The organism is Kitasatospora sp. NPDC028961, assembly GCF_055564815.1.
Genome location: NZ_JBVHVO010000004.1, coordinates 219,227 through 233,176 on the forward strand (window position 1 = coordinate 219,227; position 13,950 = coordinate 233,176).

At 73.9% G+C, this 13,950-nt stretch carries 12 protein-coding genes; 6 read left to right on the forward strand and 6 right to left on the reverse strand.

What is annotated here, in order from left to right:
• Window positions 1-11 precede the first annotated feature (11 nt).
• Window positions 12-1,055, reverse strand: coding sequence for a chitinase (locus ACZ4UX_RS11290; protein ID WP_465706441.1), 1,044 nt, complete (start codon window positions 1,053-1,055; stop codon window positions 12-14).
• A gap of 320 nt (window positions 1,056-1,375) precedes the next feature.
• On the opposite strand from ACZ4UX_RS11290, the gene ACZ4UX_RS11295 reads away from it, so the two are divergent.
• The gene (locus ACZ4UX_RS11295; protein WP_465706442.1) at window positions 1,376-2,827 is read left to right on the forward strand and encodes an APC family permease; all 1,452 of its coding nucleotides are present in this window, start codon (window positions 1,376-1,378) and stop codon (window positions 2,825-2,827) included.
• A gap of 79 nt (window positions 2,828-2,906) precedes the next feature.
• Here the strand turns inward: ACZ4UX_RS11295 and ACZ4UX_RS11300 are convergent, their stop codons facing one another.
• The gene (locus ACZ4UX_RS11300; RefSeq protein ID WP_465706443.1) at window positions 2,907-3,344 is read right to left on the reverse strand and encodes an ATP-binding protein; all 438 of its coding nucleotides are present in this window, start codon (window positions 3,342-3,344) and stop codon (window positions 2,907-2,909) included.
• A 259-nt stretch (window positions 3,345-3,603) separates the two neighbouring features.
• Between ACZ4UX_RS11300 and ACZ4UX_RS11305 the strand changes: the two genes are divergently transcribed.
• Window positions 3,604-4,449, forward strand: a complete 846-nt coding sequence (locus tag ACZ4UX_RS11305) for a helix-turn-helix domain-containing protein (RefSeq protein WP_359834758.1) — start codon at window positions 3,604-3,606, stop codon at window positions 4,447-4,449.
• A 29-nt stretch (window positions 4,450-4,478) separates the two neighbouring features.
• The gene (locus ACZ4UX_RS11310) at window positions 4,479-4,664 is read left to right on the forward strand and encodes a DUF397 domain-containing protein (RefSeq protein WP_465706444.1); all 186 of its coding nucleotides are present in this window, start codon (window positions 4,479-4,481) and stop codon (window positions 4,662-4,664) included.
• Window positions 4,665-4,743: 79 nt separating this feature from the next.
• On the opposite strand, the gene ACZ4UX_RS11315 is transcribed toward ACZ4UX_RS11310, so the two are convergent.
• Complete coding sequence (locus ACZ4UX_RS11315; RefSeq protein ID WP_465706445.1) at window positions 4,744-5,553, reverse strand: arylamine N-acetyltransferase family protein; 810 nt, start codon at window positions 5,551-5,553, stop codon at window positions 4,744-4,746.
• A 214-nt stretch (window positions 5,554-5,767) separates the two neighbouring features.
• Here ACZ4UX_RS11315 and ACZ4UX_RS11320 point away from each other — a divergent pair, with 214 nt between their 5' ends.
• Window positions 5,768-5,986 (forward strand): hypothetical protein, encoded by a 219-nt coding sequence (locus tag ACZ4UX_RS11320; RefSeq protein ID WP_465706446.1) that lies wholly within the window; start codon window positions 5,768-5,770, stop codon window positions 5,984-5,986.
• Between the two features lie 48 nt (window positions 5,987-6,034).
• Here the strand turns inward: ACZ4UX_RS11320 and ACZ4UX_RS11325 are convergent, their stop codons facing one another.
• Complete coding sequence (locus tag ACZ4UX_RS11325; protein ID WP_465706447.1) at window positions 6,035-9,100, reverse strand: AAA family ATPase; 3,066 nt, start codon at window positions 9,098-9,100, stop codon at window positions 6,035-6,037.
• A gap of 464 nt (window positions 9,101-9,564) precedes the next feature.
• On the opposite strand from ACZ4UX_RS11325, the gene ACZ4UX_RS11330 reads away from it, so the two are divergent.
• Window positions 9,565-10,974 (forward strand): lamin tail domain-containing protein, encoded by a 1,410-nt coding sequence (locus tag ACZ4UX_RS11330; RefSeq protein ID WP_465706448.1) that lies wholly within the window; start codon window positions 9,565-9,567, stop codon window positions 10,972-10,974.
• 103 nt (window positions 10,975-11,077) lie between these two features.
• On the opposite strand, the gene ACZ4UX_RS11335 is transcribed toward ACZ4UX_RS11330, so the two are convergent.
• Complete coding sequence (locus ACZ4UX_RS11335; protein ID WP_465706449.1) at window positions 11,078-12,304, reverse strand: ROK family transcriptional regulator; 1,227 nt, start codon at window positions 12,302-12,304, stop codon at window positions 11,078-11,080.
• Window positions 12,305-12,494: 190 nt separating this feature from the next.
• Window positions 12,495-13,340, reverse strand: a complete 846-nt coding sequence (locus ACZ4UX_RS11340; protein WP_329491408.1) for an SDR family NAD(P)-dependent oxidoreductase — start codon at window positions 13,338-13,340, stop codon at window positions 12,495-12,497.
• Window positions 13,341-13,428: 88 nt separating this feature from the next.
• On the opposite strand from ACZ4UX_RS11340, the gene ACZ4UX_RS11345 reads away from it, so the two are divergent.
• Window positions 13,429-13,896 (forward strand): MarR family winged helix-turn-helix transcriptional regulator, encoded by a 468-nt coding sequence (locus ACZ4UX_RS11345; RefSeq protein WP_465706450.1) that lies wholly within the window; start codon window positions 13,429-13,431, stop codon window positions 13,894-13,896.
• The last annotated feature ends 54 nt before the right edge of the window (window positions 13,897-13,950 follow it).

Below are 13,950 nucleotides of genomic sequence, written 5' to 3' on the forward strand. Positions count from 1 at the left end.
CGGAATGCTCCTCAGCCCTGGTACTGGACGACGATCTTGGTGAACTCGTACGGGGACTGCGCGACGCCGCTGCAGGCGTCGGCGTCCGTGCCGGAGCCGCAGGCGCGGTCGCGGTTGACCGACCAGAAGGCGTACCGGGCCAGGTGGTGCTGCTGCGCGTAGCCGAGGATGGTCCGGAAGTCGGCGGTGGTGACCGTCTCGCCCGCCTCGTCGGTCTTCCCGTTCATCGAGGAGACGCCGATGTGCCGGTACGCGGCGTCGTCGCCGTAGCCGTAGGCGCTCTTGACCGCCGCCTTCAGGCCCTCCAGCGCGCTGACCGAGGCCTGGCCCATCGTGCCGCTGTGGCCGCCGAAGTCGAACGGCATGATCACCCAGCCGTCGTTGGCGAGGCCGGCCTGCGCGCCGCGCTTGATCAGGTCCTTCCCGGTGGCGTCCGGGCCGCTCGGGGTGGTGCCCATGGTCACGTAGGTGACGATGCCCGGGTTCTTGGACTTGACGATCTTCAGGGCGTCGACGACGCGCTGACGGACCGTCGCGTTGGAGAACTCGGTGTCCTCGATGTCGATGTCCAGCGCCTTGAGCTTGTAGGCGTCGATCACCTTCTGGTACGCGCCGGCGAGCGCGCTCGCACTGGAGCACTTCTCGCCCAGCTTGTTGCCGCTCCAGCCGCCGACCGAGATCACCACGTCGCCGCCGGCCGCCCGGATGGACTTGATCGCCGCTTCGTCGGACCCACCGGTCAGCGCCCGGCTGCCGTCCCACTTGGGGTTGCAGCCGCCGTCGGAGAGGACGAACGCGAGGGTGAACCACTTCACCCCGGTCGCCTTCATCACGTCGGTGGGCTTCTGCGGGCTGCCCCAGCCCAGGTACTCGTACGGCGCGGCGGCCATCGCGGGCACGGCCGCCGCCGCGGCGGGAGCGGCCGGGGCGGCTTGGGCGGCTGACGCGGCCGGGGCGGCTGTCGCGGTGGTCGCCGGGGCCAGCAGCAGGGCGGCCGAGCCGAGGACGGCGACCACCGACGGGGCGGTCGGACGGACTCCGGTAGATATGGGCATGCCAACTCACTTTCGCCGATCCACCGCCTGCGACGGCGGATCGAGGGGGAGACGGGCGAGGCGGAGGGGAGAGCGAAGCGGATGGGAGCGAGGCGGAGGGAGGCGGAGCACTCGGGGCGGGCGGCGACGACCACAGCGGGCGCCTACAGAATCGGGGCGGCGCGGCGCGCGGTCAATGGCTTTCGTTAGGAAAGTTTCCCAACCGTCACCGGAGTAACCCCCTTGCCACCCGAGCGGCTTGACGAAATAAGTAATGCTCCCTAACTTGAACCCCCCGGCAACCCGCCCGGCGCCCCACTCCCCCACGTTCGGAGGCCCCGGTGTCCCCCGGCCTTACCCGAAGAATCGGCCTCTTCCAGGCCACCGCGCTCAACATGAGCCAGATGTGCGGCATCGGCCCCTTCGTCACGATCCCGCTGATGGTCGCGGCCTTCGGCGGCCCGCAGGCCGTCATCGGCTGGATGGCCGGCGCCGTCCTGGCCCTCGCCGACGGCCTGGTCTGGGCCGAACTCGGCGCCTCCCTGCCGGGCGCCGGCGGGACGTACGTCTACCTGCGCGAGGCCTTCCAGTACCGGACCGGGCGACTGATGCCGTTCCTCTTCGTCTGGACGGCCATGCTCTTCATCCCGCTGATCATGTCCACCGGCGTGGTCGGCTTCGTCCAGTACCTCGGCTACCTCTGGCCCGGCATGACGAGCGGCCAGGGCGACCTGGTCGGGATCGCGTTCTGCGCGCTGGTGGTGCTCCTGCTCTGGCGGCGGGTCGAGAACATCGCCCGGCTCACCACCGTGATGTGGGGGGTGATGATCCTCTCGGTGCTCGCCGTGATCGTGGCCTGCTACACCCACTTCAGCCCGAGCCGCGCCTTCGACTGGCCCTCGCACGCCGTCGAACTCACCCACGGCCAGTTCTGGATCGGCTTCGCGGCCGGCCTCACCATCGGCATCTACGACTACCTCGGGTACAACACCGCCGCCTACGTCGGCGCCGAGGTCCGCGCCCCGGGCCGGGTCCTGCCGCGCGCCATCGTGCTGTCCATCGTCGGCATCATGACCATCTACCTGCTGCTGCAGATCGGCGTCCTGGGCGCGATGGACTGGCACGCGATGCTCGACCCGGAGTCGGTGGCCTCCAGGTCGGTCGCCTCGGCGGTCCTGGAGAGCACCTGGGGCAAGGGCGCCGCCCAGGTGGTCACCGTACTGATCCTGGTCACCGCCTTCGCCTCCGTCCTCGCCGGCCTGTTCGGCGGCTCCCGGGTGCCCTACGACGCGGCACGCGACGGCGTCTTCTTCCGGGCCTTCGGCCGGCTCCACCCCAGGCACGGCTTCCCCGTCCTCGGCCTGGCCGCCATGGGCGTACTCACCGCGGCCGGCTTCCTGCTCGGCCGCCACCTCGGCGCCAGCACCGACCACCCCCCGCTGACCCTGCTGATCAACCTGCTCACCACCGTGATGGTGATCGTCCAGGCCCTCGCCCAGATCGTCGCGGTCACCGTCCTGCGCCGCCGCCAGCCCGGCCTCGTCCGGCCGTACAGGATGTGGCTCTACCCGGCACCCGGCATCGTCGCGGCCGTCGGCTGGCTGGTCATCTACGGCTACGCGGACCGCAACGCGCCCGGCTTCCACCCCATCGAGTGGTCGCTGGCCTGGGTCGTCGCGGGCTGCGGCGCCTTCCTCCTCTGGGCCCGCACCGAACGCACCTGGCCCTTCGGCCCCCGCGAGATCCGGGAGGAGTACCTCACGCCGACCACCACGGCGGACGCCACGGTCTGACCTGTCCGACGACGGCCCGGCGGCCCCGGAGCTTCGGCTCCGGGGCCGCCGTCGCGTCAGCGGTCCCCTCGGGCCCACCTCACGCGGCGCCCCACCCCTCGGGCCCGACCTCCGCCCACACGATCTTCCCGACCCCCGGGCGAGGACAACAACCCCAACGGCGCGAGAGGGACTTGACGAGGAAGAGCCCCCGCCCTGACTCGTCGTCGGAGCCACCGGCCCGGAGCACAGGCTCCCTGTCCGCCCGAGCATCGTGCACCTCGATCCGCAGCCACGAGGCGCAGACGGACATCACCAGCCGGACCCGGTTGCCGCCGGGCGTCCCGTGGAGCACGGCATTGGTCACCAGCTCCGAGACGATCAACAGCGCGGCCTCCGCGAAGCATTGACCATCCGGGACCTCCATGAGCAGTTCTTCGAGCAGCCGCCGGGCATCACCCGGCGATCTGTCGCTGCGCAGCAGCCAGTAGCTGCGCTCATGGATGACGGCGACCGGGCTTTCGGGCGTTCCGGACATGGGGGAACCACCTTCCGCATGCGGGGGGATCAGGAGGCATCGGCAGACAAGGCAGACGGCGACACATGTCACCGTGCGTCATCGCTCCATCACCATCAGCATGGAGCATGGCTCAACGCCCCCGGAAGCCATGTCGAGCAAATATGAAAACTTTCAGTTCTGACGCCAAGGTGGCGCCCATAAGCTCGGGTTGGCAGTGGCGAACCATCACCCGGGACGTGCACACTGGTGCACGGACAGCTCTGGAGGGGTTACACAGATGGCGGTTGCAGTGCCGGCTGTGCGCTACCGGCGCATCGCGGCGGAGCTCAGGAGGCTTCGGGAGCTCAAGAACCTCTCGGCCGAGGAAGTCGTCGCCCAGGTCGACGGCGTCAACCTCGTGAAGCTCAGCAGATACGAGAACGCCCGGGTCCAACTGAAGCCCGAAGTGGTCCGCGCACTCCTCGACTTCTACGAGTGCGACGAGGAGCTGAAGGAAGTCCTGGTCGAGATCCTCCGGGACAAGCGCCGACCGGGCTGGATGGCCGGATACGAGCAGCTGAACCCGCTCTACACCGACCTGATCCGTCTCGAAGAGACAGCGATCGGCAATAGGTCATACGAGTCGGCCTATATCCCAGGATTGCTCCAGACTCGGCAGTACGCCCACGCCATCATCGCCAGCGGCGTCCTGACGAAGACCAGTGTCGAAGAGCGCGTCGAGGTCCGGATCAACCGTCAGTTCGTCCTGACCAGAGCCGAGAACCCCCTCAAGCTGTGGGCCGTCATCCACGAATCAGCCCTGACCATGACCGCGGCCCCTGGCGTGATGGTCGACCAGCTGGACAAACTTCAGCAGTTCAGCAAGCTCCCGAACGTCAAGATCCAGATCATGCCGGCCATGGCACCGCCACACCCCGGAATGACCGGCTCCTTCGCTCTCCTGGAATTCCGGCAACGGGATCTCGATCTCGTACTGCTCAGCGGAATGCTGAGCAGCGACTGGGTGGAGGACCCCGATCACGTCGACCTCTACCGAGCGGCATTCGACGAGATCATGGCGACCGCCCTGGATCTCGACCAGTCGTTCAACCTCATCGCAGAGAAGAGAGACAAGCTCAAGTGACCCACTTCCCCGTCGCCTCAGCCCTTCCCGTGAAATGGAAGAAGGCACTGGCCAGCAACCCGAACGACAACTGCGTCGAGTGCGGGGAACTTGAGGACGCCATCGTGGTCCGGGACAGCAAGGACGCCCACGGCCCCGCGCTCGACTTCCCCGCCGACGCCTGGCGGGCCTTCATCGCCGGAGTCCGCTCCGGCGACTTCCCCGCCGGGAGCTGACCCTCCGGAGCAGCCGGCGGCCCCGCGCCGAATTGGCGCGGGGCCGCAACCCCGGCGTCCCGGGCTCCGAGGTGCGGGGTCAGAAGGCCGCGGCGACGCCCGGGGGCGGGTTGATGCCGAACTCGGACGTCAGCAACTCCACCAGTTCCTCAGGGCTTTCGAGCTCCCGGGCGGTGGTCGTGCCCGCCGCGTCGGTGTGGGTGAAGGTCTTCCCGTCGAGCCGCACGTGGTCGGCGGTCCGGGTGCGCTGGAGGTAGAACCGCCGGAACGGCGAGCGCGGGTAGGTGGCCACGAACCAGTTGGACATCGTGAGGTCGGGCGCCGGGACCGGGTCCAGGGTGAAGGCGTGCTGGTCCTCCCAGGCCTCGCCCGTCCTCGCCTGCAGCACCCAGACGGGCGCGGGGCCGTCCGCCTCCTCGACGACCAGCCGGTGGGTGCGCCCGGCAGCCTCGCGAGCTTCACCGGGGATCATCGGGAGCGGCTCCAGCAGCCCGCCGACGGACCCGAATCCGACGTCGACGAGGTGGCGGCCGGATTCGCCGGGCACCTGGACGGCCAGCACCATATGGGTCCGCGGTCGGACCTCCCCGGCACGCGCGCCGACCCGCACCCGGCCGGTCAGCCGGGTGACCCCGAAGCCCAACTCGTCCAGCACCGCGGCGAACAGGGAGCTGTGTTCGAAGCAGTAGCCGCCGCGGGAGCTGTCGACGAGCTTCGCCTGGAGCTCACCGACATCCAGCGACGGCACCGAGCCGGTGACCACGTCGAGGTTCTCGAACGGGATGCCGAGGATGTGCGCGCGGTGCAGGGAGCGAAGGGTCGCGACAGTGGGCGCGGACTCGCCCTCCCATCCGATGCGGGCGAAGTACTTCTCCAGATCGACAGTCATTCCACCACGGTACGGAGCGAGCGGTCCGGCCGGCCTCCGCCGCTGGTCCCGGTCGCGATCGGCCGAGCGCCCTAGGCTCTGCCGCCGGGCCGGTCCCGGCTGGAGGATCATGGTCCGGCCCTGAACGGCGGGAACACGGGCGACTACGCGCGGTTCCCCGCCGCCCAGGGCGCCCCCGTCCCGACCCGGCGCCGCGATGCGAGAGAATGAACCCATGAACGACGACCAAACCCCACCCGCCTCGGCGATCGAGCGCCGGCAGCGGCTCCTGGACATCATGCGGCAGGACGGCGGCACCTGGGACTGGCACCGGGCCCGCGAGACCTACCTGCCCCGCCCGGACCCGCGCACCGTGCGCCGTGACCTCCAGTTGCTCGCCAAGGCCAAGCAGATCTTCCGCGCCGAGGACGGTGGGTACCAGGCTGTCGGCTAGGCGCGGACCGGAGCCCGCGGCCCGGGCGGCGCGCGGTGGCCCTCGCCGCTACACGCCGAGGGCCACCGCGCCGAACCGTCCGGCCCGGCGGACCAGGGCGGCCAGGACGAGGTAGGCCACGAAGCCGGCCAGGCTCGGAACGGGCCCGGTGAGGAACAGCTCACCGCGCATCAGCGAGAGCGCGTGCAGCAGCAGCACCGGCACCGTCAGGAGCGTCCAGACGGCCTGCAGCGCCACCTGGGCCGGCGTCGCGACGTCCGCGCCGCCGGCGTTCCGGAAGGCCAGCCCGGCCACCAGGGCGAGCACCGCACTCACTCCGGTGACGACGGCGGCCGCGGTGGCCCAGGGCCCGCCCGGCGCGAAGGCCGCCCAGGCCGCGACGGCCAGCAGGACCGTCACCTGGGCGTAGGCGGTGGACGCGCGCCGGAAGTGCGAACCCTTCTCGGACGCCGCACCGCCGCCCGACCGCGAACCCCGGGCGGCGGCGCCCGGCGGGACGGCTCCGGGGGGCACCGTCGCCTCCACCACCGTGACCGTCGGCGCCGCCGGCCGATCCGGCCGGGCGGGGTGGACCGCGGCCCGGGGCACCGGCTCCTGGACGCGCCGCACCGCCGCCCGGGAACGGCGGAAGGCGGCGGCGGCCTCCGTGCGCCGACCCGCCACCGTGAGGGCGGAGCCGAGCAGGGCCAGCGCCCACACCTCGGCGGACGCGTCGTCCTGCTCGGCGGCCAGCGCCACCGCCTCGTGCAGCGGGTCGACGGCCTCCAGCGGTCGCCCGCCGTCGTGCAGGGACCTGCCGAGGCCGCTCAACGCCGCCGACAGGACGGCCGGGGAAGCACCCTCCCGGGCCGCGGCGACCGCCTCGGCGGCCCGGGACACGGCCTCGTCGTGGCGTGCCAGCCGTCCGAGGGAGGAAGCCAGCGCGGTCAGGGCGCGGGCCCGGCCGGCCGGGTCGCCGACGCGGGCGCGGAAGTCGGCGACGGCACGGTGGACCGCGGCCGCCTGCTCGTGCTGTCCGGCCTCCGCCAGCGCGTCGCCGGCCTCCTCCAGCACCAGGTGGGCGGCGAGCTCGTCGCCCAGACCGAGCAGCCCCTCGCCCGCCTCGGCCAGGAAGCCCAGTCCCAGGTCACCGCCGGCCCGCCCGACCAGACCGAGGGCGACGAGCTCGCGGCGCCGGTCGCCGGCCTCCCGGAAGGCGTGCACCGCGATCGCGAACAGCGCTCCGGCGGGCACCGCCCGGCCCATCAGGTCGAGGCCGACCAGGCCGAGCTGCACGTTGGCGACGCCGGTGCGGAGCTGGTCGCCGGCCGCCTCGGCCACCCGGACGGCCCGGCTCAGGTCCTTCCCGGCGGCCTTCGCCCGCCCCTGCTCCGCGAGCGCGAGCCCCGCGTGCAGGCTCCCCCGGTAGTCGACCTCCGCGTCGCCGGTCATCCGGGCGGCGATCGCGGCCGCGCGACGGCCCTCCCGCGCCGCCTCCGCCGGCCGGCCGACCGCCCGCCAGGCCTCGGCCAGGGCGGCCAGCGCCGTCGCCGCGACCTCCCAGTGTCGGATCCGCCGCGCTCCCTCCGCCGCCCCGCGCAGCACCGCCAGGGCCTCCTCGTGGTTCCCGTCCAGGCCGTGCAGGCGGCCGAACCTCACCTGGGCCGCCAACTCCGCGCCGGGGTCGCCGCGCTCACCGGCCAGGGCCCGGAGGAGGGCGGCGGCGTCGGCGAGCTCGTCGCGGTGCAGGCCGTGCTCCAGGTACGGGTCGAGCGCCTGGGCGAGGCCCACCGCCGCCTCGGGGCCGCCGGTGGTCGCCGCCCGGCGCAGCAGCCCCGCCGAGGTCGGGTGCTCGGCGTCGAGCCGGGCGAGCGCGGCGGCGCGGTCCGCGAAGGCGCGCGGGTCGGCCCCGTGGCCGGGCCGCCCGGGACTCAGGTGCAGGCAGGCGGCCCGGACCCGTTCGGTGTGGGCGCGGACCAAGCGCTCCAGGGCCTCGCGGGCCTCGTCGGCGGCGCCGGCGGGCGTCCCCGGGACGGCCGGCGGCAGGTCGTCGTCGGCGGGCAGCGTCGGCCGCCACCGGTCGGGAGCGCCGCCGGGCGCGACCAGGCCGACCGCCAGCAGCTCGGCGAGGTCGGCGGCGACCGTCCCGGCGGAGGGTCCGGCGAGGTCCTGGGCGTTCTCGGTGGAGAAGTCCGGCCCCGGGAGGAGCCGGGTCAGCCGCAGCAGCCGGGCCGGCCCGGTGCCCAGCGCGCCCAGCGCGAGCAGGTGAACGGCCGCGAGGGTCTGCACCGGCCCGTCGAGCCGTCCCAGACCGGCCCGGAGCCGGTCGAGCTCCCGGGAGGTGTCGGCCGCCGTCGTACCGGTCCGGACCATGGTGGCCGCCGCCACCAGCAGCGCGTGCGGCAGGCCGCCGCAGGCCTTGGCGAGGCGCCGCAGTTCGAGTCCGTGCGCCGCGTCGGCCGGCCCGCGGGCGCCGCGGGCGGCCAGCTCGGCCCGCAGCAGGTCGGTGGCGTCCGTCGCGGAGAGCGGTGGCAGCCCGCGGACGGTGCCCGGAACGTCCCACGGGGTGTGTCGCGCCGTCACCAGCACGGCGCCCGTGCCGGGGGCGGGCAGCAGCGGGGCCAGGTCGTCGTCGGTGGCCGGGTCGTCCAGGTGCAGCAGCACGCGGCGCCCCTGGTCGGCGTAGGCCGCCAGGGTGCGGTGCAGCAGCGCGGCCCGGCCGGCCGGCCCGGGCGGGATGTGCTCGGGCGGCAGCCCAGCGGCGCGCAGCGCCAGGCCGAGGGCGCGTCCGGGGAGTTGACGGCGGACGTGGTCGGAGCCATGGAGATCGATCGTGAGCAGGCCGCCCGGGAAGTGCCCGTCGGACCGGAGGGCGTGCCCGGTCCGACGCGCCAGCGCGCTCTTGCCGACGCCCGGCGGTCCGGTGACGACCACGCACGGGTGCCCGTCGGCGGTGAGCGCGGTGCGCAGCGCGTCGAGCTCCGCGTCGCGGCCGGTCAGTTCGGCGGGCGGGGGGCCGGCGGGCGGGGCGAGCACCTCCGGGAGGCGAACCGCGTACGGCCGGTCACCTGTCCGTCCGTGGCAGAGCACACCGTCGCGTGCCCGGCCGACCCACGACCAGTCCACCGTGTCCATCCAGCCCCTCGAAGAATCCGTGCCGCCGACGGGGCGAACCGATCGCGAAGGCCACGGCCCGCCCGATGCGCTCCCCCGGCCGCTCCCACCCCTGCCCCGGCCGGCCGGACCTCCGGATCGGTCGTGCCGAACCCATGACGCTACCTCATATTCCTTGATGTGTAAGGGCTTTGGTCATCGAGAGGATGCCCCCGGAAGCCGCTGCCCGCCACGGCGGACCCCACCGGCCCCGGGCGCCCCGGGGGTGCTCCCGCCCACGCCGGAGCCCGCGCCCGCGGGAGGGGCGGTTCACGGGGGCCGCGAGGGGAACAGTGGGAGGTACGACCTACCCGGTCTGCTGCCACCCGGGCCACGCCCGGCGGTTCGTCCGCTGTTCATACGGCGCTCGCCCGGCCGCGGGCGCCCGTTGGGTCGGTGGCGGAAGGGTGGTGACACCCTGACAGGACGATCCCGGGACGGACATCGTGACCGAATCGCGCGCACCGCGCTGGCGCCGAAGCCTCGCCTTCCTCCTCGTCGCCGCCGCCGGGCCGGCGGGGCTGCTGAGCGCCTCGCCCGCCCGCGCGGCCTCGACCGACGACATCCGGATCAACGAGGTGGTGACCACCGGGGACGTCGACGACTCCGTCGAGCTCTACAACAAGGGCACCACCGCGGTGGACGTCTCCGGCTGGATCCTCAAGGACGACGACAACGGCTCGAAGTACGCGATCGCCGCCGGTACCACGCTGGCCCCCGGCGGGTTCCGCGCCTTCGACGTCCACGGCGCGTTCGGCCTGGGCTCCTCCGACAAGGCGCGGCTGTACCTGCCGAACGGCAGCACCCTGGTCGACAGCTTCAGCTGGAGCGAGCACTCCGCCCCGTCCTGGTCGCGCTGCCCCGACGGCACCGGCGCCTTCCGCAAGGCGGCGCTCACCCTGGGCGCGGCGAACGCCTGCGGCAGCACCGGCGGCACCTCGCCGGTGGCCTGGCCGGGCAGCGGGACGGTGGCGAACGCCGACGCCTCCAACGTCTTCGGGTCGGACCTCAGCGGTCTCTACCAGGAGGGCGGCGTGCTGTGGGGGGCGCAGAACTCCGGCAAGCTGTGGCGGCTGGTGCCGAACGGGTCCGGCGGGTGGAAGCCGGACACCGCGAACGGCTGGACGGCCGGCAAGAAGCTGCGCTTCCCGGGCGGCTCCGGCACCCCTGACAGCGAGGGCGTCACCCTCACCGGCGCCGGCGCCTCGGGGGGCGTGTTCGTCGCGAGCGAGCGCAACGGTGACGCCTCTGGCACCAGCAGGCTCTCCGTCCTGCGGTACGACGTGGGCGGCACGGGCACCACGCTGACCGCCGCGAAGGAGTGGAACCTGACCTCCGCCCTGCCGTCGGTGGGCGCCAACCTCGGGCTCGAGGGCATCACCTGGATCCCCGACGGCTATCTGACCGGCGCCGGGTTCACCGACGAGTCGACCCACGCGGCCTACGACCCGGCCGGGTACGGCGCGCACGGGGGCGGGGTGTTCCTGGTCGGCGTCGAGGGCGGCCAGATCTACGGCTTCGTCCTCCAGGACAGCGGGGCGTTCACCCGGGTGGCCACCCTCGGCAGCGGCATGGCCGGGGTCATGGAGCTGCAGTGGGAGCCGCAGGCCTCCCGGCTCTGGGTGGTGTGCGACGACACCTGCGACGGCCAGCACCGGACGATGCAGGTCGGCGCGGGCGGCACCTTCGTCACCACCGCGGTGTTCAACCGGCCGAGCGGCCTGGCCAACCTGAACAACGAGGGCTTCGCCCTGGCCGGCGCCGGGGAGTGCACCGCCGGCGCCAAGCCCGTCTACTGGGCCGACGACAGCAACACCGGCGGCCACGCGCTGCGCCGGGGCAGCATCAGCTGCTGATCGGGAGGCACCGCCGTGGTCCGGGCCGCTCCGGCCGGGACCACGGCGCGGCGGTCCGGTCGGCCGGTCCGCCGGTCCGCCGGAACGGCGGGGCCGCGGTCCGTCAGAGCGGCACGCCGTGGTCCGCCAGGGCCGAGCGGCGCTCGAAGACCTCGGGCCGCGCGGTGTCCAGGGCGGTGGCGACGGCGCCGAGCAGCACGGCCTGCTCCCCCAGCCCGCTCGGGGCGAGCTTGGGGCGCAGCGGGGTGAGGCGGTGCAGCTCGCGCTCCAGCGGTTCCAGCAGGAGGTCGGCGCTGCCGCCGACGCCGCCGCCGAGCACCACCAGGTCCGGATCGAGCACGGCCGCGAGCACGGCGATCGCGTACGCGAGCTGTTCGGCCTCGCGCTCGACCGCGCGGGCGGCGAGCGGGTCGCCGGCCCGGGCCGCGTCGAAGACCTGCTTGGCCGTCAGCGGGCCGCGCATGCCGAGGCCCAGTGCGGTGCGGACCACCGCGTCGGCCCCGGCCTCCTGCTCGATCGTCCGGCCCGGCCCGCCGTCGGCTCCGGGGGGCAGCGGCACCAGACCGACCTCGCCGGCCGCGCCGTGCGCGCCGGAGAGCAGTTCGCCGTCCTTGAGGACGCCGACGCCGAGGCCGGTGCCGATCAGCAGGTAGGCGAACATCCGGCTGCCCCGCCCGGCGCCGAGGGTGAACTCGCCGAGGGCGGCGAGGTTGGCGTCGTTGCCGACGGTGACGGCGGTCTCCAGCCCCGCCGCGATCCGGTCGAACAGACCGCGTCTGCCCCAGCCGGGCAGGCTGGTCGCGTACCGCACGCCGCGCCGCTGCTCGTCCCAGACACCCGGGGTGCCGATCACCGCGTGCACGATGTCGCCGGCCGCCAGCCCCGCCTCGGCGGCGGTCTCCCGGGCGGCCGCGACCACGGCGTCGGCCACCGCGTTGGCCGAGCGGCCCTTGTTGGGCACGTCCCGGCGGGCGACGATCCGCCCGGCGAGGTCGGCCACCGCGACCCGGAGCCAGCCCCGGCCGATGTCCACGCCGAGTACGTGGCCGGCCGTCGGGTCCGGCTCGTAGAGCACCGCCGTCCGGCCGCGCTCGGGGACGAACCGGCCCGCCTCGCGGGCCAGTCCGGCCTGCTCCAGCGCGGCCAGGGCGGCGGAGACGGTGGGCTTGGACAGCCCGGTGTCCCGGGCGAGCTGGGCGCGTGAGGAGGGACCGCCGGTGCGCAGCAGTTCGAGCAGCAGCCATTCGTTGTTGCTCCGCAGTCGCTGCCGGTTCCACGGCTGCGCCGGCGTCCCGCCCGGCGGAACGGTGGTCGGCAGGTGGCGGCTCATCGGTTCCTCCGGTCTGGGGCGTGCTCGGCGCCGTCGTCGGCGCCCGTGGCCTGCGCTCAGGCCTCGCCCAGTATGACCGGTCGTCAATCCGTCCATCGGCTGGAACCTCTCGGGGGCACGTGCCGCTCCGCACCCCGCTGACCTGGCATGTCCTCAACCAGAGGAGGTGCGGGGGCGGCCCCGGCGGTGGTCAGCCGACCCAGCCACCGGTGAGCTCCTGCACGGCGGAGCCGTCCAGATCGGCGAGCTTGGCGCCGACGAAGGCGCGGGCGGTCTCGGAGGTCTGCATCCGGAACGGCGGCTGCTCGGCGGTCAGCGCCTCCACCACCGACTCGGCGGCCTGCTCCGGGGTCTGCGCCCGGGTGAACGCCGCCCGGGTGCGGGCGGCGTAGGCGTCCAGCGCGGGGGCGTAGGGGCCGGCGGCGGCCAGCAGGGCGGGGATGTCCAGGCCCTGGCTGGCGACGAACTCGCTGGCCACCGCACCCGGCTCGACGACGGTGACCTTGACGCCGACGGTGGCGGCGACCGGCGCCAGCGCCTCCATGAAGCCCTCGACGGCGAACTTGGCCGCGCAGTAGGCCTCGTTGAAGGGCTGCCCGACCACGCCGCCGACGCTGGTGACGGTGACCACCCGGCCGCCGACGGCCCGCAGGTGCGGCAGCGCGGCGCGGGTGACGTCGACGACACCGAAGAAGTTGACCTCCATCGTGGCCCGGACCGGCTTCAGTCCGTCCTGCTCGACGGTGCCGACGTAGCCGGCTCCGGCGTTGTTGACGACGGCGTCGAGGCGCCCGTGCCGGGCGACCACACCGGCCACGCAGGCCTCGACCGACCGCGGATCGGTGACGTCCAGCCGGGCCACCTCGATCCGGTCGGCGACGCCCGCCGCCTCGGCGGCGGCGAGCAGCGCGCCGGAGCGGCCGGTGTCACGCATCGTGGCGACGACGTGGTGCCCGGCGCGGGCGACGGCCACGGCGGCGGCCAGGCCGATGCCGGAGGACGTACCGGTGATCAGGGCGATGCGGGCGGTGGTCATGAGGGTGCTCCCGACGGCTCGGATTTGTGTGCGTGCACACACACCATAGATCCGTGTGTACGCACATGCAAACAGGTAGGGTGTCGGCATGGCGCGTACCGAACTCACCCTGGGCGAGCTCACCGCCCGCGACCACGCCTTCTACGGACTCGTCTGGGCCGGCACCACCCTCGGTGCCAAGGTCGACCAGGCCCTCGGCAAGGCCCACGACCTGCCGCTCTCCTGGTTCGAGGTGATGCTCTGGCTGCACGGGCAGGAGGAGCCGGTGGCCGCCTCCGACCTCGGCGCCAAGACGCTGCTCAGCCGGAGCCAGGTCTCCCGGGTGGCCGACTCGCTCCAGGCCCGCGGCCTGGTCGAGCGCGTCCCCTCCCCCGTCGACGCCCGCTCGGTGCGGATCACCCTGACCCCCGAGGGCCGCCGGCTCTTCGCCGCCGCCGACGCCACCCGGCGCGCCGTCCTGGCCGAGGCCTTCGACGACCGGCTCGACGACGCGGACATCGCGGCCCTGGAGGTCGTCTGGGCCAAGCTCAAGCAGCCGCCCGCACCCGGGGCCTGACCGCACCGCACGCCGCCGGCGAGCCGGACGACCTGCTCTTAGCCGCGCCGCACG